Below are 25,893 nucleotides of genomic sequence, written 5' to 3' on the forward strand. Positions count from 1 at the left end.
CCAGATGCTGTCACGGATCTTCATTTACCGACCGAAATTCGCTCTGGTGATTTCACTGGTGATTTCGATTGCCGGTGCCCTGGGCTACATGGCCCTCCCGGTCGAGCAGTTCCCCAACATCACGCCGCCGGTGGTCAATGTTTCGGCCACCTACACCGGTGCCAATGCCGAGGTGCTTGAGGAAACCGTCGCCGCGCCCATCGAGGCGCAGGTGAATGGTGTCGACAACATGATCTACATGTCGTCGAACAGCACCGACAACGGCAACTATTCGCTGAACGTCACCTTCGCGGTCGGGACCGATCCGGATATCGCCACGGTGAACGTGCAAAATCGGGTGAGCCAGGCGACCAGCCAGTTGCCGTCCGATGTGACCAAGAACGGCGTGACGGTGCAGAAAGCCAGCACCAACATGCTGCTGGTCACCACGCTGTATTCGCCGAACAAGACCTATGATGAGGTCTTTCTCGCCAACTATGCCTCGATCAACCTGAAGGATGCGCTTGCGCGTGTTCCCGGCGTCGGCAAGGCGGATGTGCTGACCGATTTCGCCTATGGCATGCGCATCTGGCTGGATCCGGACCGGCTGACGAGCATGGGCATGACGCCCTCGGATTTCATCACCGCGATCCAGGACCAGAACCTTCAGGTCGCCGCCGGCCAGATTGGCGCCCCGCCGGTGCCGGACGGGCAGCAGTTCCAGTACACCATCAAGGCGCAGGGACGCCTGACCAGCGTCGAGCAGTTCGAGAAGATCGTGCTGCGCACCGGCTCTGATGGCGCGGTCGTGCGCATTGGCGATGTTGCCCGGGTGGAGTTGGGCTCGCAGATCTATTCGGCCAATGGTCGCTTCAACGGACGTCCGGCGACGGTTCTGGCGGTCTATCAGGCACCGGGAGCCAATGCTCTGGCGGTCTCCGAAGGCGTGCTCAAGCGGCTTGAGGAACTGTCGAAGGCCTTCCCCGACGACATGGCCTATGAGGTTCCGTTCAACACGACGGACTTCGTCAAGCAGTCGCTGAGCGACGTGGTCTTCACCCTGTTCCTGACCTTCACGCTTGTCGTTTCCGTGGTGTTTATCTTCCTTGGAAACTGGCGGGCGACGGTCATTCCGACGGTTGCCATTCCGGTGTCGCTGATCGGCACCTTCGCCGTTCTCCTGGCGGCGGGCATGTCGCTCAACACCATCAGCCTGTTCGCGCTGGTGCTGGCGATCGGTATCGTCGTCGACGATGCCATCATCGTGGTGGAGAACGTCGAACGGATCATGGAGGAAGAAGGGCTTCCGCCGAAGGAGGCCACCGCCAAGGCGATGGAGCAGATCACCACTCCGGTGATCGCCACCACGCTGGTGCTGCTCGCGGTGTTCGTGCCCACCATCTTCATGCCGGGCATCACCGGTCGGCTCTACTCGCAGTTTGCCGTGACGATCTCCGTCGCGGTGGTGATTTCCTCGATCAACGCCCTGACCCTTTCGCCGGCGCTGTGCGGCCTGGTGCTGAAGCTGCGCAGCGGTCCGCGGACCGGTATCTTCGCGGTATTCGAGGCGATTATCGACCGGATGCGCAAGGGCTACGTTGGGATTGTTTCTCGGCTCTTGCCCCGCTCCTTCATCGGTCTGGGGGCGGTGGGCCTGGCGGTTGCCCTCATCGTGCTGCTCGGCGGCCGGCTGCCACAGGGCTTTCTTCCGCTGGAAGATCAGGGCTACCTGATGGTCGATGTGCAGTTGCCCGATGGCGCGGCCCTTCCGCGTACCGACAAGATCACCGAGGAGATGGAAACCCGGCTGGAGAAGATCGATGGCATCGCCAATGTGGTGATCGTCAACGGCTACTCGATCCTGAACGCCGGATTGTCGCCGAATGCGGCGATGGTGATCGTCACGCTCGATCCATGGGACGAGCGTCAGACGCCGGCACTGAAGGCGGACGGAATCCTGGCCACCATGTGGCAGGATTTCTCCACCATCGCCGGCGCCAACATCATCGCCTTCAATGCGCCGCCGATTCCGGGTCTCGGCACCACCGGCGGCGTGGAGATGAAGGTCCAGCAGACCGGCGGCGGCACGCCGCAGGATCTGGCCGCAGGCATCGGCTCGATGGTCTATTCCGCCAATCAGGCGAAGTCGATCGGCCAAGCCTATTCCACCTTCCGGGCCAACGTGCCACAGGTGTTTGTCGATCTTGATCGGGAGAAGGCCAAGCTTCTGGGCATCAAGATCTCGGATGTCTTCCTGACGCTACAGGCCTATCTCGGCTCATACTACGTGAATGACTTCAATCTCTTCGGCCGGGTCTACAAGGTGATGATCCAGGCGGAGGGCGCGTTCCGCAACCAGGTGGAGGATATCGACCGGCTCTACGTCCGCTCCGCGGATGGCGACATGGTGCCGCTGCGCTCTCTGGTCAACATCGAGAACATTCTCGGTCCGCAGATCCTCAACCGCTACAACATGTTCCGGTCGGCGTCGGTCAACGCCTCGCCTCGGCAGGGCGCATCGACCGGCACGGTGATGACGGACATGGAAAAGGCGGCGGCCGAGGCCTTGCCGGCCGGCTATACCTTTGAATGGACCGGAACGGCCCTGCAGCAGCAAGGGGCGGGCGCCATCGTCATCTACATCCTGCTGCTGTCGATCCTGTTCGCTTATCTCTTCCTCGTTGCCCAGTATGAAAGTTGGTCGATGCCGATCGCCATCCTGATGTCGGTCACCATCGCCCTGCTCGGTGCCTTCGTCGCCGTTCTGGTCACCGGGCGAGACGTCAACCTCTATACCCAGATCGGCATGATCATGCTGGTGGGCATGGGGGCGAAGAACGCGATTCTGATCGTGGAATTCGCCATGGAGGAGCGGGCTGCGGGCCGGTCGATCATCGCTGCCGCGCGTAAAGCGGCGGGCCTTCGGTTCCGGGCTGTGATGATGACGGCGCTGTCGTTCCTGCTCGGCGTCGTGCCGCTTCTGGCGGCCTCCGGTGCCGGTGCCGCCAGCCAGCAGGCGATTGGCTACGCGGTCTTCGGCGGCATGCTGTTCGCGACCCTGTTCGGCGTCATCGTCATTCCGGTCCTCTATGTGGTGATGCAGATCATTCGGGAGCGGCTGAAGGGGCAATATCGCGGCGCCAACACCGAGCGCGAACCGGAAGCGCCTCTTCCGGGCAAGGAGCCCGCGCCGCAGGCCGGCTGATCGCCTTGCTGCTATCGAGACGATCAAAACCCGCCGGCTCTTTAATGTCGGCGGGTTTTTTTGCATTCCGGCGCCGTCGAACCGGCCGGCGGGCGTGCGAGCTGTGGCATCTTCTGGTTGAGTAGTGGCCTATAAATGCTGATTACCACTTGATAATCTGCTATGACCGCTCTCCTGAAACATGAGAATGGCCGAGGACACTCCTTGAAGAAGGAAACTTCCCTGAACAGCCTGCGACGCGGCTTCCTGATCCTTGAAACCTTCGGCGTTGGCGAGGACAGTCTGAGCAATGCAGAGATCTCGGCACGCACCGGCATGCCGAAATCGACCGTTTCGCGTCTGACTGGCGTGCTGTGCGAAATGGGATACCTCAGCCCCGCGCTCGAGACCGGCGGTTTCCGAATCGGTGCCGGCGCGCTGCGACTGGGCTATTCGGCGCTGGCGAGCATGAACATTCGCCAGCGTGCCCGCCGGCCGATGCAGGAACTGGCGGATCGGGCCTCGGTTTCGGTGTCCCTGGCCATCCGCCAGGGCGTGCACATGCTGTATATCGAGCAGGCGCGCGGGGCGGCGGCCGTCACCACCCGGCTGACGGTCGGCGACCGGTTGCCGATTGTCGTCTCCGCCATCGGCCAAGCCTATCTGGCGGCCTGCGATGCGGCGGAGATCGCCGAGATCGCCGAGCTGCTGGCGGAGAGTGATCCGCAGGCCGCAGCCACCCTCGGCGACAAGGTCACCGAAGCGCGGCGGCAGATCGCCGAGCAGGGGTTCTGCCTGTCGATGGACACCTGGCTGCCGGGCATTCATGCCATCGCCGCGCCGGTGCTGGATCTGGATACCAAGACGCGCATGGCGGTCAATTGCGGCGGCGTCGCGACCCTGTTGCCGAAGGAGCGCCTTGTCGCGGAACTTGGTCCGGCAATCGAGGCGCTCGCCTCCCACATCTCTGCGCTGCCGCCGCGCGCGCTGGTGGCCGAGGTCGAGGCCGGCCGCCAGATCTGACGTCTCGGCGCGTCGCTTCGGTCAAACGAAAACCGGGCTGCCATCTGGTGATGACAGCCCGGCTACAGAGCGGATCAACGGTCGATGGGGCCGGTGATCAGAAGCGCCCGCAATCCAGCGTGATCGTTTGTCCGGTCATCGCTTCGTTGCAGGAGAGAAACACGATCGCTTCCGCCACATCAGAGGCTTCCACCCAGCGCTTCAGGGTGGTCGCCGCGAGCGAGCTTTCGGTGCGGCTCTCCGGCCAGGTTTCGGTCCAGGGCGTGCGCGTGAGGCCCGGGGCGACCGCATTGACGCGGACCTTCGGCCCCAGTCCCTTGGCCAGATTGATGGTCATGTTGACCAGCGCCGCCTTGCTGGCGGCATAGGCCATGGAGCTTGCTCCGCCGCCAAGGCCCGCGATGCTGGCGGTGTTGACGATGGCGCCGCCGTCGCGCAGATGCGGGGCTGCCGCCCGGGCACACCAGAACGGCCCCATCAGGTTGGTGTTCAGGATCTTGTCCCAGAACGCATCGTCAAGCCGGTCGAGGTCCGACAGGGGGATCGGCTCCAGCGTCCCCGACGTGCCGGCATTGTTCACCAGAACGTCGAGCCCGCCGAGGTCGGCGATCGCGGTCTTGACCATGGTCTCCGCATCGGTGCGGACGGAGACGTCACCGGGGGCGGAGAGAACGCGGCCCTGGCCGTGTTCCTCAGTGAGACGGGCGATCAGCGCCGGGACATTTTCATCCCCCGGCAGGTGGTTGATCGCAACGCGTGCCCCTGCGGCCAGATAGGCCTCCACGGTGGCAAGGCCGATGCCCGAGGAGCCGCCGGTCACCAGGACCCGGGTTTGCGCGGAAATCTGCATCGGATCAGCGAAGCTCCAGGATTTCGCGGGCTTCGGCGGCGTTCGCGGTTTCCTTGCCGAGACCTTCAAGGATCTGGACGGCGCGCCGCACCAGCGAGGCGTTGTCCGGCGCCAGGACGCCGCGCGACAGGTAGAGATTGTCTTCCAGGCCGACGCGCACATGGCCGCCGCAGACCGCCGACAGAGCCACGATGTCGAACTCCTGCCGGCCGATGCCGAAGGCCGCCCAGTTGGCGTTCTGCGGCAGCTGCGACTGCAGGAACAGGTGGGACTGCGGCGTGGCATCCGCGCCGTAGGGGATGCCGAGGCAGATCTGGAACAGCGGGGTGCCGGTGAGGGCGCCCTCGGCAATCAGCTTCTTGGCGAGCACGATGTGGCCAATGTCGAAGACCTCCAGCTCCGGCTTGGTGCCGGCTTCCTCGACCAGCCGCGCCATGGTGCGCAGATGGGAGGGGAGGTTGAGGAAGGCATGCTCGCCGAAGTTCATGGTGCCGATGTCGAGCGTGCACAGCTCCGGCTTCAGCTCCAGAACATGGGAGACGCGCTCTTCGGGCGAGCAAAGCGTCGTGCCCGGACCGCCGACCTGCATGTTCTCCGCGGAAGGGACATAGCGCGCGCCGGCACCGGTGGTGAGGTTGAGGACGATGTCGACATCGGCGTCGCGGACGCGTTCAACCACTTCCCGGTAAAGGGCGATGTCCATCGACGGAGCGGCCGTCTCGGGATCGCGCACATGGATATGCGCCACAGCCGCGCCGGCCTTGGCCGCGCCGATGGCCGAATCGGCGATCTGCTTCGGCGTCACTGGGACCGCGTCGCTCTTGCTGGGGGTGTCGAAGGATCCCGTGATCGCACAGGTGATAATGACTTTGTCGGCCATACGCGTTCGTCTCCGGAAGTTCCAAAAAACCTGAATCGGCCCGGCACGGCGCATGAGACTGCGCGGCACCATGGCGCGCTAGCTGTGCCACAACCTCAACTGTTCCGCAATATGGAACAGTGTGCCATTTTGTGCTTTCCCAAGTTGCGATTTTGTGCAAGCTGCCTATAGGAGGGGCGAATCCACCCTTCGACGGGTAATTTGTCAGCCGAGAGGAGAAAGACTTGAAGCGCTACTCGAAAACCGCATTCGCCGCGGCCGCTCTTGCCACGACCATTCTGGGAACGGCATCGCTTTCCGCACAGGAACTGCCGAAGACCATCGCCTGGTCGTCCTACGGCGTTGGCGGCGCCAGCTACAATCAGGCCGTTGCCATCGGCAAGGCGATGAAGGAAGAGCTGGGTGTGAACCTGCGCATCCTGCCGGGCAAGAACGACATTGCCCGCACCATTCCGGCCCGTGCCGGCAAGGTGCATGCGATTGCCGGCGGTGTTGCCAGCTACTTCGCCCAGGAAGGCGTGTTCGACTTCTCCGGTTCCGACTGGGGCCCGCAGCCGATCCGCATCGTCATGACCTCCATCGGCGACACCAACCTTGGGCTGGGCGTGGCCAATGACATTGGCGTCAAGACCCTGGCCGACCTCAAGGGCAAGCGCGTTGCCCGCATCAAGGCCGCCGCGGCGCTGAACTACAACACCGAGGCGCTGCTGGCCTCCGCCGGCCTGACCTGGGACGACGTTGAAGTGGTCGAGTTCTCCGGCTTCGGCGATTCCTGGGACGGCATCATCTCGGGCAAGGTGGACGCTGCCTTCGCCCTGATGGCGACTGGCCGGGCTTATCAGCTCGAAGCTTCGCCGCGTGGCCTGATCTGGCCGGAAGTGCCGGAAAGCGACACCAAGGCCTGGGCCGCGCTCAAGGCCAAGGCGCCGTATTTCGTCTACAGCGTCGGCACCGAAGGCGCGGGCGTCAGCCCGGAGAAGCCGCATCATGGCGCGCTCTACCCGATGCCGCAGCTGATGGTCTACGCCAACCAGGACGACGATCTGGTCTATGCCATGACCAAGGCGATGGTCGACCTCTACCCGAGCTACAAGGACGGTGCCCCGGGTGCCTCCGGTTGGGCTCTGGAGCGGCAGAACTTCAAGTGGGCGGTTCCCTACCATGATGGCGCGATCCGCCTGTTCAAGGAAAAGGGCGTGTGGACCGACGAGATGCAGGCCCATAACGACGGGCTGATCAAGCGTCAGGACGTTCTGGCCGCAGCCTGGACCGACTTCAAGGCAGGCGCTGGCGCCGACCTTTCCGGCGATGCGTTCGAAAAGGCCTGGCTCGAAGCCCGTGCGGCAGCCCTGACCGAAGCCGGCATGGAGCCTGTCTTTAAATGACAACGACGGGGGTCGATGCGCCCTCGACCGAGGAACGGAACGATACGGTAGCGGAGACTCTCCGCTACCGGACTCTGACCGGAACTTGGCGCGTCGTTCTGGTCCTCGCCACGATCGCTGCGGTGGGGGTTGTTATCAATCAGTTGTTCAATCTCCAGTTTATGGTTGGGCACACGCTGGTTGGCTCGTCGTTCCTCTATTTGCTTGCGCTGTTTATCCTGCCCTTCATCTTTATCGTCGCCCCGGCGAGCGCTTCCGCGCCGCGTGACAGGGTGCCGCTTTACGATGTGGTGCTGGCGCTGGTGGCGGCCGGTATTCTGCTGTTCTTCAACCTCAACAGCGAAACCATCGTCATGGCCGGCTGGGAGTATGTGGCTCCCGTCTCGGCCCAGATCGTCGCCGCGCTGTTCTGGCTGCTTCTCGTGGAGGCCAGCCGCCGCGCCGGTGGCACGGCGCTCGGCATCATCGTCGCGATCTTCTCGCTGTATCCGCTCGTCGCGGACCAGGTTCCCGGACCCATTCAGGGCTTCCCGCAGGAACCGGAGACGGCGGCCAGCTTCTATGCCTTTTCCAGCGAAAGCGCCTTCGGTATTCCGATGCAGGCCTTCGGCGGACTTGTCGTCGGTTTCATCATCTTCGGCGCGGCCTTGCAGGCGACCGGTGCCGGCAAGGTGTTCATGGATCTGTCCTTCGCGATCCTCGGCACCGTGCGCGGTGGCGCGGCCAAGGTCTCGATCTTTTCCAGTGGCCTTCTGGGGTCGATGAGCGGCAGTGTCATCACCAACGTGCTGACCACCGGCGCCATGTCGATCCCGGCGATGCGCAAGACCGGCTTCGACAAGGAACACGCCGCCGCCGTGGAGGCCTGTGCCTCGACCGGTGCGGTCCTGATGCCGCCGGTCATGGGTGCGACGGCCTTCATCATGGCCTCGTTCCTGCAAATTCCCTATTCCGACGTGGTGATCGCCGCTGTCATCCCCTCGGTGCTCTACTATCTGGCGCTGTTTCTGCAGATCGACGCCTATTCGGCCCGTCGCAAGCTGAAGGGTATTCCGCGTGCGGATCTGCCCCGGGTGCGCGATGCCCTGAAGGAGGGCTGGCACCATATCTTCGCCTTCGCGCTGTTGATGTGGATGCTCCTGTTCCTGAAGCAGGAGGCCGCCGCGCCGTTCTACGCCACCGTGGTCCTGCTGGTGGTCAACCAGATCTTCGGCAAGCGGCTGAACTGGTCCGCCGCCACCAACCTGGTCTATGACATCGGCCGCACGCTGGTGGAGCTGACCGCGATCCTGACCGGTATCGGCCTGATCATCGGTGCGCTGGTCGTGACCGGCCTCGCCGGAACCTTGGCGACCGATCTGATCGTGCTGGCCGGTGGCAGTGCCCTGCTGATGCTGTTGATGGGGGCGGTGACCAGCTTCCTCCTCGGCATGGGCATGACGGTGACCGCCGCCTATGTGTTCCTCGCGATCATTCTGGCGCCGGGCCTCGTCTCCGCCGGTCTCGATCCGCTGGCGGTACACCTGTTCATCCTCTACTGGGGCATGCTGTCCTTCATCACTCCGCCGGTTGCGCTTGGGTCCTTCACCGCGGCCAGCATCGCCGGTGCCAGCCCGATGCGGACCGGCCTGACCTCCATGCGGCTCGGCAGCATCATCTACTTCGTGCCGTTCTTCTTCGTGCTCAATCCGGCGCTGATCCTGAAGGGAACGCCGCTGGAGATCGCGTACATTCTGGGAACGGCCGTCGTCGGTGTGTTCTTCATCTCCGCCGGCACTCAGCGCTATCTGGTCGGCTTCGGCTCCCTGGGCCGTGGTGTCGCCGGGCTGGTGGCGCAGATCCTGATGCTCGTGTCCGGCCTGTGCCTGCTCTATCCGGGCGGCGTTGGCGGGGTGTCGACGGAGCTCGTCCTGGTGATCGCCGTGGTCGCGGCGGTTGTGGCCATCGGCCTTGCCTGGATCTTCCCGGAGCGCGTCGAGGCGGAGCCGGCCGGAGGAGGGGCGCGCAATGCGTGACCCCGCGATGATCGAAACCGTGGCCGTGATCGGCCTCGGGACCATCGGCACCGGCTGGGTCGCCCGGTTCGCCGCCGCCGGATTGGCGGTGCGGGCTTTCGACCCGGACGCTGCGCAGCGCGAGGCCTTGCCGGAGGCGATCCGGCAGGTCCTGCGTGATGGCGGGCATGGCGAAGCCGCCGAGGCCCTGCGGCTCAGCCTGCATGACACGCTTGAAGAGGCAGTTTCCGGCGCGGATTTCATCCAGGAAAACGTGCCGGAGCGGCAGGCGATCAAGGCCGATGTGCTGGGCCGACTGGACCGGGCCGCCCCCGTCGATGTGATCATTTCCACCAGCACCTCCGGCCTGATGCTCGGTCAGTTCCAGGAGGCGCTTTCCGCGCCGGAGCGGACCGTGGTTGGTCACCCGTTTCACCCGGTCTACCTGATGCCGCTGGTGGAAGTGGTGCCGGGACCGCGCACCGCGCCCGAGGCGGCGGACGCCGCCGCCCGCTTTTATGAGCGGGTCGGGCATGTGGCGGTGACCTTGCAAAAGGAGGCGCCCGGCCATCTGGTCAATCGCCTTCAGGCGGCCCTGTGGCGGGAGGCGGTGGCCTGTGTCGAGGATGGCATTGCCTCGGTCGAACAGGTCGACAAGGCGGTGGTCAACTGCCTTGGCCCGCGCTGGTCGGTGGTGGGGCCGCACATGGCCTTTCACCTCGGCGGCGGCAAGGGCGGTCTGCGCCATTTCGTGGAGCAGCTCGGCCCCGGGATCCAGAAGCGCTGGAACGAATTTCGCACGCCGGACCTCGCCGCGATGACCGACACGCTGGTGCGCGGTGTCGAGGAAGAGGCCGGGGGCAGGGATCTTAACACCCTGCAGCGGGAACGGGATCGCAAGCTGAGCGCCTTGCTCGCCCATCTCGCCGGCTGAGCCCTTCCGTCGGCGCGGCCCGCATGCGGCTGCGCCGGCCCCGCACCCTTTCGCATTGCCGTGAAACGCCGGACCCTCCCTCCGGCAGAAGGACTGCACACCCATGACTGACCAGACGGAGCCATCGGTCGTTTACGACACGGGCGATGGCTATGCCAAGCTGACGCTGAACCGCTCCGAGACGCTCAATGCCTTCACCCCGGACATGCATGCCGGGCTGATGGAGGGACTGGCCCGGGCCGAGGCGGATCCCGCTTGCCGCGCGGTGCTGATCACCGGAGCGGGGCGGGGCTTTTGCGCCGGCCAGGACCTGCGCGACCGCGATCCGCGCAAGATGGACGGCCCGCCCGACCTCTCCGACTCCGTCGGGCGCTACTACAACACCCTGGTGCGGCGCATTCGCGAGTTCGACAAGCCGGTGATCTGCGCTGTCAATGGCGTGGCAGCCGGTGCCGGGATCGGCATCGCGCTTGCCTGCGACATCACCCTGGCCAGTGAGGAAGCCCCTCTGGCCATCGGCTTTTCCCGCATTGGTCTGGTGCCGGATGCCGGCACGAGCTGGACGCTGACCCGCCGCCTGGGCGAGGCGCGGGCCATGGGGTTGGCACTCACCGGCGGCCGGTTGAGCGGGCGCGAGGCCGCCGACTGGGGTCTGATCTGGCGGGCTGTCCCGAACGAGGATCTGGCCACTGAGGCTGAAATCATGACCGCGCAACTGGCGCGCGGGCCGGCGCAGGCGCTGCGCCTGACCCGAAACGCGATCCGCGCCGCCGCCGATCAGCCGCTCGACGATCAGCTTGAGCTGGAGCGCGGCTTTCAGGGCCAGGCAGGCCGGAGCCCGGATTACGCCGAAGGCGTTCTCGCCTTCCTGGAAAAACGCAAGCCTTGCTTTGCCGGGGCGCATGACGAAGCGGAGCACGAAAAATGACGGATGCCTTTCTCTGCGAAGGTTTGAGAACCCCGATCGGCCGGTACGGCGGCGCGCTGTCCTCGGTGCGACCCGACGATCTTCTCGCTGGCGTTCTGCGTGCGTTGATGGAAAAGGCGCCGGGGCTGGCTCCGGATGCCATCGACGATGTCATCATGGGCTGCGCCAACCAGGCCGGCGAGGACAACCGCAACGTGGCGCGCATGTCCGCGCTGCTGGCCGGCTTGCCGGAAAGCGTTTCGGGCACCACCATGAACCGGCTGTGCGGCTCCGGGCTCGATGCGGTGGCAACCGCCGCCCGCGCCATCAAGGCCGGCGAAGCCGAGCTGATGATTGCCGGCGGTGTGGAAAGCATGAGCCGCGCGCCTTTCGTCATGCCCAAGGCCACCAGCGCCTTCAGCCGCGCCGCCGAGGTGCATGACACCACCATCGGCTGGCGCTTTGTCAACAAGCTGATGAAGGAGCGGTACGGCGTCGATTCCATGCCGGAGACCGCCGAAAACGTGGCCGAGGATTTCGGCATCTCCCGCGAGGATCAGGACGCCTTCGCCCTGCGCTCGCAGCAGCGGGCCGTGGCGGCGCGCAGCGCCGGTCGTTTCGCTCAGGAGATCGCGCCGGTGTCCGTGCCGCAGCGCAAGGGCGATCCGGTGATCGTCGAGCATGACGAGCATCCCCGCGAAACCAGCCTTGAGAAACTGGCCGCCCTGCGCACGCCCTTCCGCGCCGGCGGATCGGTGACGGCGGGCAATGCCTCCGGTGTCAACGATGGCGCGGCCGCGCTGATCATTGCCTCCGCCGAGGCGGTGAAGAAATACGGCCTCACGCCGCGTGCCCGCATTCTCGGCGCGGCCAGCGCTGGCGTTGCCCCGCGCATCATGGGCTTCGGTCCGGCTCCGGCCACCGAGCGACTTCTGGCGCGCACCGGCTACAAGATCGGCGATATCGACCTGATCGAGCTGAACGAGGCCTTCGCCGCACAGGCCCTGGCCGTGACCCGTCATCTCGGCCTTCCCGACGACGCGGAGCATGTGAACCCCAATGGCGGCGCCATCGCCCTTGGTCATCCGCTCGGCATGTCGGGCGCGCGGCTGGCGCTGACGGCCTCGCAGGAACTGCAATATTGCGATGCACGGCTCGCCCTTTGCACCATGTGCATCGGCGTCGGCCAGGGCATCGCCCTTCTGATGGAGCGCGTGTGATGAAGCTGAGCGATCCCGTCACCATTTCCCAAAAGGGCGATCTGGCGATCGTCACCATCGACAATCCGCCGGTCAACGCCACCTCGCAAGCCGTCCGCGCCGGGCTGCTTGAGGCGGTGAAGCGGATCGAGGCGATGCCGGAGGTTGCCGCCGTTGTCCTCGCCTGCGCCGGGCGGACCTTCGTCGCCGGTGCCGACATCACCGAGCTGGGCAAGCCCCCGCGCGAGCCGCATCTGCCCGATGTGATCGCCGCCATCGAAGCGAGCCGGGTGCCGTGGGTCGCCGCGATCAAGGGCGCGGCCCTTGGCGGCGGGCTGGAAATCGCCCTTGGCTGCCATGGGCGCGTTGCCGCGCGGGGCGCCAAGCTCGGCTTGCCCGAGGTCACGCTGGGGATCGTCCCGGGTGCTGGCGGGACGGTGCGCCTGCCGCGCCTGATCGCAGGCGCCGATGCGCTGGACATGATCACCACGGGCAAGCCGGTCAGTGCCGAAAAGGCCCTGACTACTGGCCTCGTCGATGCGGTGGCCGAGGACGACCTGCTGGAGGCGGCGACGGCCCGTGCCGGTGCGCTCGCCGCTGAGGGACGTCCGGTGGCGCTGCTCGATCGGGATCCGGTCGCACCGTTGGCTGATGCGGACTGGGACGCGGCCGCCGACCGTCTGCGCAAGAAGGCGCGCGGGCAGGCCTCTCCGCTGGAGGCCCTGGCCGCCCTGCGCGATTCCGCGAACCTTCCGGCGCGCGAGGCTCTGACCAGGGAGCGCGCCCGCTTCCTTCGTTTGTCGGGCAGCGAAGAGGCGGCCGCGCTGCGGCATGTCTTCTTCTCCGAGCGCCGCGCCGGTGCCAGCCTGAAGGCGGCCGAGGCCGCGCCGGCCGATCTTGGCCATGTGGGCGTCATCGGGGGCGGCACCATGGGAGCGGGCATTGCCGCAGCTCTTCTGCTGTCGGGATCGCGCGTCAGCCTGATCGAGCGGGATGAGGCAAGTTGCGCCGCCGCGGCAGGGCGCATCACCGGGATTCTGGAAGGAAGCCACAAGCGCGGACTGCTCGACGATGCCGGTCTGGCCGATGCCACCGCGCGGCTGGAAACGGGCAGCGATTATGCCGCTCTTACGCCGTGCGAACTGGTGATCGAGGCGGTGTTTGAGGACATGGACGTCAAGACCGAGGTCTTCGCCCGTCTCGATGCGATCATGGCGCCGGACGCGATCCTTGCCAGCAACACGTCCTATCTCGACGTCAATGCGCTGGCGGCCCGCACCGCCCGTCCGGAGCGGGTGATCGGGTTGCATTTCTTCTCGCCGGCCCATGTGATGAAGCTCTTGGAGGTGGTGCGCACCGATGTGGTGTCGGACCGGGCGCTGGCGACGGCGGGTGCGCTGGCCAAGCGTCTGCGCAAGACGCCGGTGGTCGCCGGGGTCTGCGATGGCTTCATCGGCAACCGCATCATGAGCGCCTATCGCCGCGAATGCGACTTCATGCTGGAAGAGGGCGCGCTGCCCTGGCAGATCGACGCGGCCATGCGCGACTTCGGCTTCGCCATGGGCATCTACGCGGTGCAGGACATGGCCGGGCTCGATGTCGCCTGGGCCATGCGCAAGCGCCGCGCGGCGACCCGTCCGGCGGACGAGCGCTATTCGCGCATCGCCGATCGCCTGTGCGAGATGGGCCGCTTTGGGCGCAAGACCGGCGCCGGTTGGTACAGCTACGAGGATGGCAAGCCGGTGCCCGATCCGCTGGTCGAGGGGATCATCCTTGAGGAGAGCGAACGTCTCGGCATTGCCCGGCGCGACTTCAGCGAGGCCGATATCATCGCGCGCATCATGTCGCTGATGCAGGCGGAGGCCCAGGCCGTGCTCGATGAGGGCATTGCCGAGGGACCCACCGACATCGATGTGACGATGATCCTCGGCTACGGCTTCCCCCGGCACAAGGGCGGGCCGATGTTCCTGGCCGGGCGGGTCTGACCCGCGTCCGTAGTCCTTCAGAAACGTCGGTTGGCGGTGGCAGGTCCATCGCCAACCGGCCGCTTTCGATCAGAGCAGCAGCTCGGCGCGCCCCGTGGAGATGGGGCACGACAGGATCAGGGCAATCAGATCCGCCTGACGGTTGGTGCCGGTTTTTTCAAACAGATTTTTCAGATGAAATGAAACCGTGGTCGGGGCAATGCTCAGCTCTGCCGCGATCTCCGAGGTGCGCATGCCTTTTGCCAGGGCAAGGGCGACCTCCGTTTCCGTCGGCGTCAGTTTGAAAAGCTCCGCCAGGATCGCGTGGGGAATGCCGAGCGGCTGGTCCGGGTCGATGATGAACAGCGCCGTGACCGGGGCGCCTTGGGCACTCGTCACCTTGCTGGCAACCAGGAGATAGTCGTGCTTGCCCGAGGGCCGGGGCAGCGACAGCGAGGCTGTCGAGGGGGCGGGGGCCGCCGCCTTCTGAAGGTCGCCAAGCATCTCGCGAACCTTGCGATCATCCAGCCCATCCTCCGCCTGGATCCGGCGGTCGATGCGTATCCCGTCCTTCTGGTCGGCAATCTGCCGGGCCGCGCGGTTGGCGAAGATGATTTCGCACCGGTCACCGATCAGGACCGTTCCAAACCCGAGGAGGTCGAAGGCTTGCACGAAGGCGCTGTGGAGGCCGTCTGGCCCCTGCGCCGCACGGTTCTCGCGTATGCGCTCCACCTCGCGCAACCGCGCCTCGATGGTCGCCAGCATCAGGTCGAAATCGATCGGTTTGACCAGGTAGTCGTCCGCGCCGGCCTTCTTGCCTTCGACGATCTCGCGCCGGTCCGCAAGGGCCGTCAGGAAGACGAAGGGCGTGTCGGCCAGCTCCGGCCGGCCGCCGCGCACCGCGCGCAGCACATCGTAGCCGGTGAGGCCGGGCATGCTGATGTCGCACAGGATCAGGTCCGGCGTTGCCTCATCGAGCGCGGCCAGGGCGGACGCCCCATCCAGCGTGGAAAGGGTGCGGTATCCAGCCTCCGCCAGTTCTTCCTCAAGATCGTTGAGAAGCTCCGCCTCGTCCTCCACGCACAGAATGAGCGGGGCGTCTGCGGGCGTTTGGTCCTTTCGCTCGGTCATGGAACTGGAAGGTCTCTCCTGATGTGAACGGGGGCGGCATAAAGGGAAGGTGTCGCGGGGCCGGCGCCGATGCGCGGCAGGAGAAAGCGGAATTCGACTTTCCCTTCATGCTCCTGGACTGAAAGCTCTATGTCGCCATTTTGCATGCGCGCCAGCGCGCGCGCCATGTAAAGACCGATCCCGGTGCCGGGAAGGCCCATGGCATTGCTGCCACGGTAGTATCTGTCGAACAGTTTTGCGCGGTCGTCGTCGGTCAGCGGTTTCGCGGTTTCATTGCGCACCGAGCAGGTGACCAGATCGCTTTCGAGAGTAACCCTCACGGAAATGGGAGAGCCTTCGGGGGCGTATTTCACCGCATTGGAGATGAGGTTCGACAGAACATGTTCCGCGTGGGTCGGGTCGAACTGCGCGGGCGCGGGCCCTGTCGTCTCCAGGTGGATCCTGCAGCCCGGAGAGGCTTCCCGCTGGCGGTCGCAGATGGTCGCTGCCAGATCCGCGATGTCGCATCGCTCGCAGGTTACCTCGACTTGACCGGCATCCAGTCGTGCGGTGTCCAGGGTCGTTGCGACCAGCGAGGTCAGGCGCCGGATGGCATCGCGGGCCTTCGTCGCCCGCTCGGTTATCTCAAGCGACGAGACCCGGTCGGCCCGTCGCACCAGGCGTTGCAGGGCGGAATCGATGATGGCGAGCGGCGTCCGGAACTCATGCGAGACCATGGCCGCGAAATTGCGGTAAAGATCCGCGGCCGAACGCTGCTGCTGGAGTGCTTCGTTCAGCTCCCGGGTCCGGTCCGCGATCAGTTCCTCAAGCCGTTCGTTGTGCCGCGCAATCGCCTCTTGCGCGGCGTGCTTGTCGGTGACGTCCCGCACAAGACCGATGATGCCGATGGTCTGATCCCGGTCGCGCAGCGGGAACAGGCGCAGGTCGACATAGTGGGGCAACTCCTCGCCCGAACGGAAGAACGGAAGGAACGGCAGGTCGAACGGATCGCCCGCCAGCGCCCGTTGCAAGCCCTCGCGGACCCGCTCGGTGGCAAAGAAGCCGGAAATGTCTTCCAGCGACGCACCCCGCGCCTGGTTCGGGGAAACGTCGAACAGCGCGTGCATGGCATCGTTCCAGACGGTGCAGCGGCCGTCCGCGTCGGCGGCGAGAACGCCATCGCCGCTGGAGGCGACGAGCAGTTCCGAGAACCGGCGTTCCCTTCGCAACAGGCTCGTGCGGTGCCGCGATTGCCTGAGGGTGAAGATCAGATAGGCCGAGAGAACCGCACCGGCCGCCATCAGGCCGAAGAGAAGCCAGATGATCTGCCAGAGCTTCTGGCGATGGGTGTCGAGGCGACTGCCCAGTTGGTTCCATTCGGAAATCATCGCCGCATTGCCGGCGCGCCCCAGAACCGGATTGAAGGGGTGCAGCGCGTCCCGGATTTCCTGAATGTTGGCGCGGGTCGGATCCTTGACCATGGGGGCTACGGAGCGGGCCGCCGTCGTCAACCGGTCCAACTCGTCGGAATACCCCAGTGCCTCCACCTGCCGCCGTTGCGGTCCCTCGTTCAGGAGGGCGATGCGGCTCAACAGCACATTGTAGCGTCTTTCGATCTCCGCCGGCGAGACCGCTCCGGAGTCTGCCTTCAGCAGGACATTCTCCAGTTGGAGAGCGGACGAATGCGCCTGATACATCGTCCACAGCATGTTTTGCGTGGCCTTGATGCGCATGTCCTGCTCGATCTCCGCAAGACGGGACAGGGAGTAGAGCAGGAGAGCGGCAAAGACGGCGATCAGGGCAAGGGGCAGAAACAGGCCGAGGAGGGTCCTTGGCAGGCGGTTCATTTGATATCCAGGCGATAGAGCTGCCAGACCCAGCGATAATCGTAGCGAATGTCCTGCAACTCCTCATGATCGTCACGGGGATAGACGATCCAGAGCGGGCCCTTGCCGCTTTTCTCAAGGCGCTTTCCGTTCCGTGTGATGGCGACGATCACGTCGTAACGGCTGAAGTCGCTGACGGGAATCTCGACCGAATAGTCATTGAGCGCCGTGGCCGCGACCATCGAGCCTCGGGCGCCGAGAAGCGCCAGCAGGTCGCGCATGAGAAAACCCTCGAAGACCTGCGTGCCGTCCGTGACGACCGTCGATGTCTCCAGACGGTGGGACGGCAGGGCGGCCAGCATTGCCTCGTCGAAACGCGCGATCCCGGTGCCGCCATTTCCGTTCGCGATGTTTCCCTCCACTTCAAGGATCACCGTGCCGGTGGGAGCAGCCAGGGACGCGCCTGCCGAGGGCATGCCTGGTGCTTCCGCCGCGATCGGTTGTGCGAGCATGAGCAAGAGGCAGAAGGCATATCGTCTCATTGAAGGCATCGTCTCCCGTTCCAGCCTGCAAGCCGCTGGCCGTATGATCGGCGTTTGCACCGCCACGATACAGGATCGGCGGCTTCGCTCCGCCCTCCGTCCGAAGGGGGCGGGGCCTCCTCTTGCCGGATCATGGAGAATGCGGTCCGCCTGTTCAATTGCAAAAGGGGCGCCCGACAACCGACAACCGGCGCGCCTGAGCGCTTCTGACGACGGGTCAGCCTGACACGGAACAGCGGGATTTGGTTCGCCGGAACACGCCCGGGCTCTCTCCGGTCCACCGACGGAATGCCTTGTGAAAATTGGCGGAAGAGGAAAACCCGAGATCCTCGGCAACCTGCTCGACGCTCTTTTCCGCGTTCAGAAGCTCCCGCATGGCAATGTCGCGACGCAGGCTGTCCTTGATCGCCTGAAAGGACGTGTTCTCGCGGTCGAGGCGCCGCATCAGGGTCCGCGGTGTCATGCCGAACAACGCGGCGGCATCGGCCAGCCGGCAGTCCTCCCAGTCTGAGCGATAGAGAAACTCGCGCACGCGCAGCGACTGCGCATGTTCGCGGTAGCGGGTGAAGATCCAGTCTCGCGGCGCGCGGGTCACGAATTCGACCAGCTCGGATTTGCTGCGCGCCAGGGGAGGACCAAGGGCGGCGCGGTCGAAGGAAATCTCCGAGTACGGAGCATCGAAATCCACCCGCGCGGGAAAGATCACGGCGTAATCCTCCGCGAAATCGGGCTGGGCAAAGGCAAAGCGAATGGTGCGGACCGGGACCTCGTACCCGGCGAGCCAGGACATCAGCCCATGCGCCAGCTTCAGGATCAGCAGATGACCGAAACGCTGTACCGGCTGCTCGCCCATCGGCATCAGCGACAAGGCAATCCGGTCCGTGTCCTGCGTCAACTCGAAGCGGAAATCGTCGAGCAGGAGATTCCAGAAAGTCGAGAACCGAAACAGGGCCGAGGGGAGGGTATCGGCCTCCCGCACAGTGGTGAGAAGGTGCTGCAGCGCGCGCGCCCGGATGGGGCGGCTCCACAATCCCATCATCTCGTCGCCGCTCTCCACGGCGGCGATCTGATAGAGCAAGACGATCTGGTCGAGCGTCACCCGGGTGTCGGCATGGGTGGGTATGTCCTCCAACCCCGAGCCTTGCAGCAGCGCGCGCATCTGCGCAGTGGAACAGCAGCGGCGCAACGCCTCCAGCCAGTCCTCGATCAGGTGGCGGGAGACGGTTGTGGGGCTGACGGGGTCCGTGATGGCGATCATGGCAATCGGGGCGCTGTCTTTGTCACTTTTGGAAATAAAAATGTCATTCTATGACGTTGAGACGGCATCTTAAGCGGAATAGATGTCACATAACAACAGAGCAGGGAGAGGCCAAGGATGACCTTCCAGGCGCCGATAGATGACATCATGTTCAATGTCCTGAACTTGTCGCAGTGGCCTGAGGTCAGCGCCCTGCCGCGCTATGACGGCATTGACCATGGCGACATCCGGACGGCACTTGATGCCTTTGGCCGGTTCTGTAGTGGCGTGGTCGCCCCATTGGCACAGGCGGGAGACGTGGCCGGGGCACGTCTCAGCGAGGGGCGGGTGGTCATGCCCGACGGGTACGGGGAGGCCTACCGGAAGTTCGTGGAGACCGGCTGGCAGAGCCTGTCCCATCCGGCCGAGTTCGGCGGTATGGGGATGCCCCGCGCGGCCGGCGCGGCGGCGACCGAAATCGTCAATGCCGCGGATATGAGCTTCGGCCTCTGTCCGCTGCTGACGGATGGGGCCATCGACGCGCTGTCGGTCAACGGTTCACCGGAACAGCAGGCGCTCTACCTTGAAAAGCTGATCTCCGGGCGCTGGACCGGCACCATGAACCTGACCGAGCCGCAGGCGGGAAGCGATCTGGCGCGCATCCGCACCATGGCCACCCGTCGGGAGGATGGCACCTACGCGGTGTCCGGGAGCAAGATCTTCATCACTTACGGCGAGCATGATCTGAGCGAGAACATCGTTCACCTGGTTCTGGCCCGTACCCCCGGCGCACCGGTGGGCGCGCGCGGATTGAGCCTGTTCGTGGTGCCGAAATTCCTGCCGGAACCCGATGGGTCTCCCGGCGCGCGCAATGCGGTCGCTTGCGGCAGTCTCGAACACAAACTCGGCGTTCGCGCCAGCCCAACGGCGGTTCTGAACTACGAGGAAGCGACCGGTTTCCTCATCGGCGAGGAAAATCGCGGGCTGGAATACATGTTCGTGATGATGACCTCCGCCCGTTTCGCGGTGGGGATACAGGGCGTTGCCATCGCCGAGCGCGCCGCCCAGCAGGCATTCGCCTATGCCCGTGAGCGGGTGCAGGGCCGTCCGGTCGACGGCAGCTCCGCCGACAGCGTGCCGATCATCGAGCACCCGGAAACGCGTCGCACCCTCATGCGGATGCGCGCCACGGTGGAGGGCTGCCGGGCGCTTGCCATCGCCACTGCTGGCTGGCTCGACATCGCCGAGAATGGCGACGAGACCAGCCGGAACGACGCCAGGGCAATGGCGGAGTTTCTGGTGCCGCTGGTCAAGGGATACTGCACCGAGAGCGCGGTCGATGTCGCCTCAATGGCGGTGCAGGTGCATGGCGGCATGGGGTTCATCGAGGAAACCGGGGTGGCGAGGCTCTACCGCGACGCGCGCATCTTGCCGATCTACGAAGGTACCACGGCGATCCAGGCCAACGATCTGTTGGGGCGCAAGGTCCAGCGCGACGGTGGCGCCGCCGCGCGGTGCTTCGCCGGTATGGTCGTCGACACCGCCCGTGCCCTTTCCATGGGAGACGCACAGTCCCAGTCGGTGGCGGCCCAGCTTGACCTGGCCCGTGCGCAGTTCGAAGCGAGCCTCAATCACCTGCTTGCCGCGCTCGGGGGGGATGTCAACGCGGCCTATGCGGGCAGCGTTCCCTTCCTGATGCTGTCCGGCAACCTCGCCGCCGGGTGGCAATTGGGCCGCGCCATGCTGGCGGCCAAGGCCGCGCTGGCGCGCGACGAGACCCCCGAGTTCATGGCGAACAAATGCGCCACCGCATCCTTTTATGCCCACAACATCCTCGTGCAATGCGCGGCCGACCGCGCCCGCATCACCGAAGGCGCGCCCAGCCTGCGGGACGCCACCCTTTAGACCTGACCTGCATGGGCGCACCGCGCCCGCCTCAAGGAGTTTACGATGCCCCTGGATGCCCGTTTCGACGGCTATACCAACCTTTCGATCGAACTGCGCGACAACGGCGTTGCCATCGTGTCCCTGAACCGCGCGGCCAAGCGCAACGCGCTCGACATGGCGACCATTGACGAGTTGGTGAGCTTCTTCGGTTCGGCTCATCGTGACGGCGTGCGCGCCGTGGTCTTGCGAGGGGAGGGCGACCACTTCTGCGCCGGCCTCGATCTCATCGAACACTGGAAGGCCGATCGGACCCCGGACGAGTTCATGCATGTCTGCCTGCGCTGGCATGAGGCGTTCAACAAGATGGAATACGGCGGGGTCCCGGTGATCGCCGCGCTCAAGGGCGCGGTGGTCGGCGGCGGGCTGGAGCTTGCCTCCGCCGCGCATATACGGGTGATGGATCAGACCACCTATTTCGCTCTTCCCGAAGGGCAGCGCGGCATCTTTACCGGCGGCGGCGCCACGATCCGGGTCAGCGACCTGGTCGGCAAGGCCCGGATGATCGACATGATCCTGACGGGGCGCGTCTACCAGGGGCAGGAGGCTGTCGATCTGGGGCTCGCGCAATACATCACCGAGGGATCGAGCTTCGACATGGCGCTGGAGCTGGCGGACAAGGCGGCGGCGAATCTGCCGCTGACCAATTTCGCGATCTGCTCGGCGGTCAGCCATATGCAAAACATGTCGGCCATGGACGCCGCTTATGCGGAATCGGTGGTGGCCGGCATGGTCAACACGCAGCCCGCCGCCCGCGAGCGGCTTGAGGCCTTCGCCAACAAGACCGGCGCCAGAATCCGCCCCAACAGCTGACCTGATCGGGTCGAGGCGCGCGACCGGGCCTTATTGCCATGGGCCCGGTCGGCAGCGCCGACCGCAGACGCATCGGGCCTTGTCCTGGCGGGCAAAGGACCCGCGTCGTCCTTGGTGAGGCAGCTCTTTCGGTTCAGGCATGTGCCCTTGAAACCTTCGCGTCCGCCATTCTCCCCGTCACCCCCCTGCAAACACAGGGGGAAGCCCTCCGTCTCCCGCGCTAGCTTCCCGCATGGGTGGTATGCCGAGGTAGAGAGGGAGTGTGCGATGCGTGATCCTGTATTTTGCGCGCGCGTATCTCCTCCATCCCGCCAAGGCCGGCCGTCTGATGCCGCCAGCAAGGGCTCCACGGATATGACCATGAAGATGAAGTCTGTTTCCGCAGTGGCCCTGGCTCTTGGTCTGACAGGTACGCCCGCTCTGGCGGCCGACGATGTGATGATCGTCTCCGACGGTCTCCATGTGGGGGCAGATCGATGGCATTCCCAAGATCGAGATTGCGCGGGAGGTCATGGGGGATCTGATCGCGACCTGGCCGCAAGTAACCAATCTCGGGTTGATCGCGTATGGCCATCGTCGCGATGGGGATTGCTCCGACATCGAGGTCAAGGTGATGCTCGATCCGGTCGACCGGGCAGCCTTTCGCGATGCCGTCGATGAGGTGGTGCCGCGCGGGTGAAAGCTCCCGATTTCTCGTGGCCTTCTGCGGCTGCCGTCGGAGATGAAAGCCTGATGAAACTGACTATGCCCGACAAACCCGGTCACTCTGAGATCCGCTTCCTCGATCTCGGCGGCCGGAAGATTCTGGGGCGTGCGATTGTGGAGGTGATGGAATGACCTCATGGACCGGCCGGACGCAGCTCCTTGCTGCTCTACTCCTCGCCTCGGCGCTTTGGTCGGGGCAGGGGCAGGCTGAGATCGATGGACATGGACCGGACGCCTGGCGCGTTCGAGGCGTGGCAGCGAACGATGTGCTCAACATGCGCATGGGGCCAGGTACCCACTACGGTGTGCTCGGGGCGTTTCGCGCTCACGAGCGCGGGCTGCAACAGGTGACCTGCGTCCCGTATGTGCCTGCCGCGCGCTACATGGCCCTTTCTGAGGCAGAGCGGGCGTCTCTTCCGCCGCGCTGGTGCCTGATGCGTAGCCGCGACCTGACCAGGGCCGGTTGGGTCCGCGCCACCTATCTGGTGCCCGATCATGGTGGCGGGGAGGCGAGGGCGCCTGCAGAAAATGGCGATGCGCAGATACGCGAAGCCGAAGACGTGGTACGCGCGCTTTATGAGGCACGCAGGATCGAGGATGCTGGCGGCAAGACCGATCTCCGGCGCTCTCGCGGCGCGAGGCGATACTTCTTTGCCGATGTGGCCGCCGATTTCCTGTCCGGGCGCGCCGGGGCGGACCCGGTCTATGGCGGGCAGGATTTCGATGGGAGCTGTCAGGCGCCAAGGCGGGATCCGCAAACCCCGATGCTGCGCGGCATGATCACCGTCAACGTTGATTGCGTGAACTTCGGACGTGCCCAGCGGGCCGTCTATCGGCTGCGCGCGGACCCGGACCAGCCGGGGGCTCCCATCCGCATCTTCCGCATCGAGCATGAAGGTTGGTCCTTCCCATAATGGGCGGACTGTCGACGACAGTCACTTTGTTAGGCATGTAAGGAGCTTGACGTGTTTCAAACCGACATCAAAAGACTTGCCCCCGTGGCGATGGCGGGTGGGTTAGCCACCCTCCTGTCCTTTGGCGCCGAGGCCTTCGACGTGAAAGCGATTGGCAGTGTGACGGCGACCATCGACGAGGCGTCTTACGAAGGCGAGACGCTCCTCGTGTCCGACGATCAGAGCGCTACGGCAACCTTTCGCTCCTTTGGACCCGTAAATCAGATTTCCATCCAGGCCCATGCCAAGGCCAACGAAAACAAGACCCAGAATATTCTGAACATCGAATTTTCCGTTATGGGCAAAGGGGCTGCCGCGACCGTCACGAATGCGAGCGTGTCCTGGTGGCCTGAGGGAATGAATGGGGAGTTTTTCGTTGCCGGTGATGAGGGCGGGACGGCAAGGGTAACGCTCGAAACGTTCGTTCTTGATGCGTCTCCAAATGCTTCGGGAACGTTTGAGGCGGAAGTCTGCGCGAAGGAGAGCTTCTCTGCCGAAGCGGACCTCGCAAAGTGCCTTCCGATCAAGGGAACGTTCCAGACGTCGTTGGCCGAGGGAAAATAAGGTATTTCAGGCGGGGCGGCGGCGCGGCTGCCCAGCCGTGCAGCGGCGAATGATCAGATCTACGCCGCCCGGCCAGCCTGTTCAAATTTCGTGGCCGGCAGCGTCGCTGGGTATCCAAATCGATTTTGGGAAAAATGGTGAGCCCGCAGGGGCTCGAACCCTGGACCTACTGATTAAAAGTTATGAATAATTTCATTGAAAACAATGGCTTATGAGATTCGCGCGGCAAAATCTCACGAGATATGCCGGATGCCAATAGGTGTCCGGCGACGCGCCAACGACTACGGGCCGCCGCCGTTTCGCGAATGAAGCGCAATCACTTTGTCCAGCCGCTCGACGAACTCGCGCCGCATGTCGCGGATATCCCCGCGCATGTCATCCACCGACTTGTCGAGCCGCTGAATGTGGTTGTCGAGATCCGACCGGCGCACATATTCGTCACGGGTGCGGTTGATCCGTTCGTGGAGCTGATCGAGCGCGGATTGCAGGTGGCGCCACATCTGGCGATCGCGCGCCAACAACGCCAGCACCAGACCGACGGCGGAGATCGCCATGCCGATCACCGGCCAGGCCGTACCTTCTCCCATCACATGCACCTCAAGCGATAGTTCGCGTCATTGTTTTTGACCCGTTCCGCCGCCGGCCGGTCGACCCGGATCAGTGCGACATATCCGGCCGGTGAGAGGTCATTGAGGGTTCGGCCGCCGCAGCCGGTCGCACTCGTCGTCTGGCAGGCCGCCAGCGCCAAGGTACTCATGACAGAGATCGTAGTCAGACAGAGAGCGTGCATGGGCATCGTCCTCGCTCCTTTTCCGGTAGGCATCGAGATCGTCGCGGAGCTCGTCCGTCACCCGTGCCTGATAGCCCTCATCCCGCGCCAAGCCGACGCGCCACAGATGCAGGCCGACAGCAAGGATGACCAGAGCCAGTGCCCAGACCAGCCGTGATCCAAACGCCTTGCGAATCGTGGCGCGCGAGATCACGCTGCCACTGCCCGCGCACGCTCCAGCCGATAGACCGCATAGACCCCACCGGCCACCAGCAGTCCGGCGATGGCCCAGGCGACCGGCCCGGAGCTGGTGGCTATGGTCGCCACCGTGCCGGCCAGGCCGGTGATGAGCCCCCACAAGCTCGGTTCCTTCGCGGCCTTCTTGGCGATGGCGATCGCGCTAGTATCCTCGTCCAGCGCCTTGCCAGAGGGCTCTCGGGCCGGTTTGGGCGCGGGGACTGCGGTTGGTCGCATGGTGGCGAGCAACGTCGCGCGGTCGATCACCCCAATGTCATCATCCTGCGCGCCGGCCGTTCGGCCCATGACACGTGCAGTCCAGCCGCGACCGAACGTCGACCAGGTGCGCAAGCCGCGCAAGAAGACCATGCGCCGCTCGCACAGCGCTTTGATCGCGTCGATGATCCGTGCGGACCTGGCAGCCTCCAGCGTCTTCTCGCCCAGGTGACCGTCGACGCGGACACGCAACACCTCCTGCAGGTGGCGGATGCCGCGGCCGGGCCCCGAATTGACCGCATAGTCAAAGACCGCGTAGTCCAGACCGGCGGGCAGGCTGTCGCCCTGCACCGCATCCCAGTACTGCCGACGATAGATCGACCGCACTTCATCGTCTTCGATCTGACGCACCGACCGGGTGGGCAGCTTCTGCCGCCGGCGCCAGGCGGTATAGACCTGCTGGGTCACTCCCTTGTTCGTGGCTCCGCCAGGATCGTTCGGGTGATCCGAGTACCCACCCTCGTGCGCGAGAACCCAAGTCAGGCATGCGCTGAAATTGCCGATGGCCATAGGGAGCCCTCCATTGCTTTAGATCTCAGAATAAAGTGGGTCTGATGAGATCAATTGCGGTCCTCGATCATGTCGGCGACAGCACAAAGGCCGGCAAAATAAGATTGC

Annotated in this window: 22 protein-coding genes; 13 read left to right on the forward strand and 9 right to left on the reverse strand. The window is 64.9% G+C overall.

Annotated elements, in window-relative coordinates; translation table 11 throughout:
* Positions 1 to 4: 4 nt before the first annotated feature.
* Both IEV83_RS01665 and IEV83_RS01670 read left to right on the forward strand, forming a co-directional pair.
* Complete coding sequence (locus IEV83_RS01665) at positions 5 to 3,184, forward strand: efflux RND transporter permease subunit (RefSeq protein ID WP_181758521.1); 3,180 nt, start codon at positions 5 to 7, stop codon at positions 3,182 to 3,184.
* Positions 3,185 to 3,388: 204 nt separating this feature from the next.
* Positions 3,389 to 4,186 (forward strand): IclR family transcriptional regulator, encoded by a 798-nt coding sequence (locus tag IEV83_RS01670; protein ID WP_181758522.1) that lies wholly within the window; start codon positions 3,389 to 3,391, stop codon positions 4,184 to 4,186.
* Between the two features lie 97 nt (positions 4,187 to 4,283).
* Here IEV83_RS01670 and IEV83_RS01675 read toward each other — a convergent pair whose 3' ends face one another.
* Positions 4,284 to 5,036, reverse strand: a complete 753-nt coding sequence (locus IEV83_RS01675) for an SDR family NAD(P)-dependent oxidoreductase (RefSeq protein WP_181758523.1) — start codon at positions 5,034 to 5,036, stop codon at positions 4,284 to 4,286.
* A 4-nt stretch (positions 5,037 to 5,040) separates the two neighbouring features.
* A complete protein-coding gene (locus IEV83_RS01680; RefSeq protein ID WP_181758524.1) occupies positions 5,041 to 5,916 on the reverse strand; it encodes a beta-keto acid cleavage family enzyme in 876 nt (291 codons plus the stop codon).
* A gap of 224 nt (positions 5,917 to 6,140) precedes the next feature.
* Here IEV83_RS01680 and IEV83_RS01685 point away from each other — a divergent pair, with 224 nt between their 5' ends.
* The 6 genes from IEV83_RS01685 (at position 6,141) to IEV83_RS01710 (ending at position 14,320) form a co-directional block, all read left to right on the forward strand.
* A complete protein-coding gene (locus tag IEV83_RS01685; protein WP_181758525.1) occupies positions 6,141 to 7,301 on the forward strand; it encodes a TAXI family TRAP transporter solute-binding subunit in 1,161 nt (386 codons plus the stop codon).
* Positions 7,298 to 9,316 carry a TRAP transporter permease gene (locus tag IEV83_RS01690; RefSeq protein WP_181758526.1) on the forward strand — a complete coding sequence of 673 codons (2,019 nt, stop codon included), beginning with the start codon at positions 7,298 to 7,300 and terminating at the stop codon, positions 9,314 to 9,316. The genes IEV83_RS01685 and IEV83_RS01690 overlap by 4 nt, the downstream gene beginning before the upstream one ends.
* Positions 9,309 to 10,229 (forward strand): 3-hydroxyacyl-CoA dehydrogenase NAD-binding domain-containing protein, encoded by a 921-nt coding sequence (locus IEV83_RS01695; protein ID WP_181758527.1) that lies wholly within the window; start codon positions 9,309 to 9,311, stop codon positions 10,227 to 10,229. Before IEV83_RS01690 ends, IEV83_RS01695 begins: the two co-directional genes overlap by 8 nt.
* Before the next feature lie 103 nt (positions 10,230 to 10,332).
* Positions 10,333 to 11,157 carry an enoyl-CoA hydratase-related protein gene (locus IEV83_RS01700; protein WP_181758528.1) on the forward strand — a complete coding sequence of 275 codons (825 nt, stop codon included), beginning with the start codon at positions 10,333 to 10,335 and terminating at the stop codon, positions 11,155 to 11,157.
* Entirely contained in the window at positions 11,154 to 12,356 is a 1,203-nt protein-coding gene (gene pcaF / locus IEV83_RS01705) for a 3-oxoadipyl-CoA thiolase (RefSeq protein ID WP_181758529.1), read from the forward strand. The genes IEV83_RS01700 and pcaF overlap by 4 nt, the downstream gene beginning before the upstream one ends.
* Entirely contained in the window at positions 12,356 to 14,320 is a 1,965-nt protein-coding gene (locus IEV83_RS01710) for an FAD-dependent oxidoreductase (RefSeq protein WP_181758530.1), read from the forward strand. The genes pcaF and IEV83_RS01710 overlap by 1 nt, the downstream gene beginning before the upstream one ends.
* Before the next feature lie 69 nt (positions 14,321 to 14,389).
* On the opposite strand, the gene IEV83_RS01715 is transcribed toward IEV83_RS01710, so the two are convergent.
* The 4 genes from IEV83_RS01715 to IEV83_RS01730 all read right to left on the reverse strand — a co-directional run bounded on the left by IEV83_RS01715 (position 14,390) and on the right by IEV83_RS01730 (position 19,035).
* Positions 14,390 to 15,430, reverse strand: a complete 1,041-nt coding sequence (locus IEV83_RS01715; protein WP_181758531.1) for a response regulator — start codon at positions 15,428 to 15,430, stop codon at positions 14,390 to 14,392.
* Entirely contained in the window at positions 15,427 to 17,256 is a 1,830-nt protein-coding gene (locus IEV83_RS01720) for a sensor histidine kinase (protein ID WP_181758532.1), read from the reverse strand. The genes IEV83_RS01715 and IEV83_RS01720 overlap by 4 nt, the downstream gene beginning before the upstream one ends.
* A complete protein-coding gene (locus IEV83_RS01725; protein ID WP_181758571.1) occupies positions 17,253 to 17,747 on the reverse strand; it encodes a putative pterin-binding protein in 495 nt (164 codons plus the stop codon). The genes IEV83_RS01720 and IEV83_RS01725 overlap by 4 nt, the downstream gene beginning before the upstream one ends.
* A gap of 247 nt (positions 17,748 to 17,994) precedes the next feature.
* A complete protein-coding gene (locus tag IEV83_RS01730) occupies positions 17,995 to 19,035 on the reverse strand; it encodes an AraC family transcriptional regulator (protein WP_181758533.1) in 1,041 nt (346 codons plus the stop codon).
* Positions 19,036 to 19,152: 117 nt separating this feature from the next.
* Here IEV83_RS01730 and IEV83_RS01735 point away from each other — a divergent pair, with 117 nt between their 5' ends.
* From IEV83_RS01735 to IEV83_RS01755, 5 genes are all read left to right on the forward strand, one after another.
* Positions 19,153 to 20,919 carry an acyl-CoA dehydrogenase family protein gene (locus IEV83_RS01735; protein WP_181758534.1) on the forward strand — a complete coding sequence of 589 codons (1,767 nt, stop codon included), beginning with the start codon at positions 19,153 to 19,155 and terminating at the stop codon, positions 20,917 to 20,919.
* A gap of 45 nt (positions 20,920 to 20,964) precedes the next feature.
* Complete coding sequence (dmdD, locus tag IEV83_RS01740) at positions 20,965 to 21,771, forward strand: methylthioacryloyl-CoA hydratase (RefSeq protein WP_181758535.1); 807 nt, start codon at positions 20,965 to 20,967, stop codon at positions 21,769 to 21,771.
* A gap of 460 nt (positions 21,772 to 22,231) precedes the next feature.
* Positions 22,232 to 22,450 (forward strand): vWA domain-containing protein, encoded by a 219-nt coding sequence (locus IEV83_RS01745; RefSeq protein WP_181758536.1) that lies wholly within the window; start codon positions 22,232 to 22,234, stop codon positions 22,448 to 22,450.
* Positions 22,451 to 22,604: 154 nt separating this feature from the next.
* On the forward strand, positions 22,605 to 23,390 hold the full coding sequence (locus tag IEV83_RS01750; protein WP_181758537.1) for an SH3 domain-containing protein: 786 nt from the start codon (positions 22,605 to 22,607) through the stop codon (positions 23,388 to 23,390).
* A 51-nt stretch (positions 23,391 to 23,441) separates the two neighbouring features.
* Complete coding sequence (locus IEV83_RS01755; RefSeq protein WP_181758538.1) at positions 23,442 to 23,993, forward strand: hypothetical protein; 552 nt, start codon at positions 23,442 to 23,444, stop codon at positions 23,991 to 23,993.
* A 281-nt stretch (positions 23,994 to 24,274) separates the two neighbouring features.
* On the opposite strand, the gene IEV83_RS01760 is transcribed toward IEV83_RS01755, so the two are convergent.
* The 3 genes from IEV83_RS01760 to IEV83_RS01770 all read right to left on the reverse strand — a co-directional run bounded on the left by IEV83_RS01760 (position 24,275) and on the right by IEV83_RS01770 (position 25,785).
* Complete coding sequence (locus IEV83_RS01760) at positions 24,275 to 24,580, reverse strand: hypothetical protein (RefSeq protein ID WP_181762052.1); 306 nt, start codon at positions 24,578 to 24,580, stop codon at positions 24,275 to 24,277.
* A 99-nt stretch (positions 24,581 to 24,679) separates the two neighbouring features.
* Positions 24,680 to 24,976 carry a hypothetical protein gene (locus IEV83_RS01765; RefSeq protein ID WP_181762051.1) on the reverse strand — a complete coding sequence of 99 codons (297 nt, stop codon included), beginning with the start codon at positions 24,974 to 24,976 and terminating at the stop codon, positions 24,680 to 24,682.
* Positions 24,973 to 25,785 (reverse strand): glycoside hydrolase family 108 protein, encoded by an 813-nt coding sequence (locus tag IEV83_RS01770; protein ID WP_181762050.1) that lies wholly within the window; start codon positions 25,783 to 25,785, stop codon positions 24,973 to 24,975. The genes IEV83_RS01765 and IEV83_RS01770 overlap by 4 nt, the downstream gene beginning before the upstream one ends.
* Between the last annotated feature and the right edge of the window lie 108 nt (positions 25,786 to 25,893).

This window comes from Stappia taiwanensis (assembly GCF_014635285.1).
Classification (GTDB): Bacteria; Pseudomonadota; Alphaproteobacteria; order Rhizobiales; family Stappiaceae; genus Stappia; species Stappia taiwanensis.

Bases quoted from the DNA above. Each gene is read 5' to 3' on its own strand.
- IEV83_RS01665 (WP_181758521.1), top strand. From the start codon at position 5: ATGCTGTCACGGATCTTCATTTACCGACCGAAATTCGCTCTGGTGATT.
- IEV83_RS01675 (WP_181758523.1), bottom strand. From the start codon at position 5,036: ATGCAGATTTCCGCGCAAACCCGGGTCCTGGTGACCGGCGGCTCCTCG.
- IEV83_RS01680 (WP_181758524.1), bottom strand. From the start codon at position 5,916: ATGGCCGACAAAGTCATTATCACCTGTGCGATCACGGGATCCTTCGAC.
- IEV83_RS01690 (WP_181758526.1), top strand. From the start codon at position 7,298: ATGACAACGACGGGGGTCGATGCGCCCTCGACCGAGGAACGGAACGAT.
- IEV83_RS01695 (WP_181758527.1), top strand. From the start codon at position 9,309: ATGCGTGACCCCGCGATGATCGAAACCGTGGCCGTGATCGGCCTCGGG.
- IEV83_RS01700 (WP_181758528.1), top strand. From the start codon at position 10,333: ATGACTGACCAGACGGAGCCATCGGTCGTTTACGACACGGGCGATGGC.
- pcaF (WP_181758529.1), top strand. From the start codon at position 11,154: ATGACGGATGCCTTTCTCTGCGAAGGTTTGAGAACCCCGATCGGCCGG.
- IEV83_RS01710 (WP_181758530.1), top strand. From the start codon at position 12,356: ATGAAGCTGAGCGATCCCGTCACCATTTCCCAAAAGGGCGATCTGGCG.
- IEV83_RS01715 (WP_181758531.1), bottom strand. From the start codon at position 15,430: ATGACCGAGCGAAAGGACCAAACGCCCGCAGACGCCCCGCTCATTCTG.
- IEV83_RS01720 (WP_181758532.1), bottom strand. From the start codon at position 17,256: ATGAACCGCCTGCCAAGGACCCTCCTCGGCCTGTTTCTGCCCCTTGCC.
- IEV83_RS01725 (WP_181758571.1), bottom strand. From the start codon at position 17,747: ATGCTCGCACAACCGATCGCGGCGGAAGCACCAGGCATGCCCTCGGCA.
- IEV83_RS01730 (WP_181758533.1), bottom strand. From the start codon at position 19,035: ATGATCGCCATCACGGACCCCGTCAGCCCCACAACCGTCTCCCGCCAC.
- IEV83_RS01735 (WP_181758534.1), top strand. From the start codon at position 19,153: ATGACCTTCCAGGCGCCGATAGATGACATCATGTTCAATGTCCTGAAC.
- dmdD (WP_181758535.1), top strand. From the start codon at position 20,965: ATGCCCCTGGATGCCCGTTTCGACGGCTATACCAACCTTTCGATCGAA.
- IEV83_RS01745 (WP_181758536.1), top strand. From the start codon at position 22,232: ATGTGGGGGCAGATCGATGGCATTCCCAAGATCGAGATTGCGCGGGAG.
- IEV83_RS01750 (WP_181758537.1), top strand. From the start codon at position 22,605: ATGACCTCATGGACCGGCCGGACGCAGCTCCTTGCTGCTCTACTCCTC.
- IEV83_RS01760 (WP_181762052.1), bottom strand. From the start codon at position 24,580: ATGGGAGAAGGTACGGCCTGGCCGGTGATCGGCATGGCGATCTCCGCC.
- IEV83_RS01770 (WP_181762050.1), bottom strand. From the start codon at position 25,785: ATGGCCATCGGCAATTTCAGCGCATGCCTGACTTGGGTTCTCGCGCAC.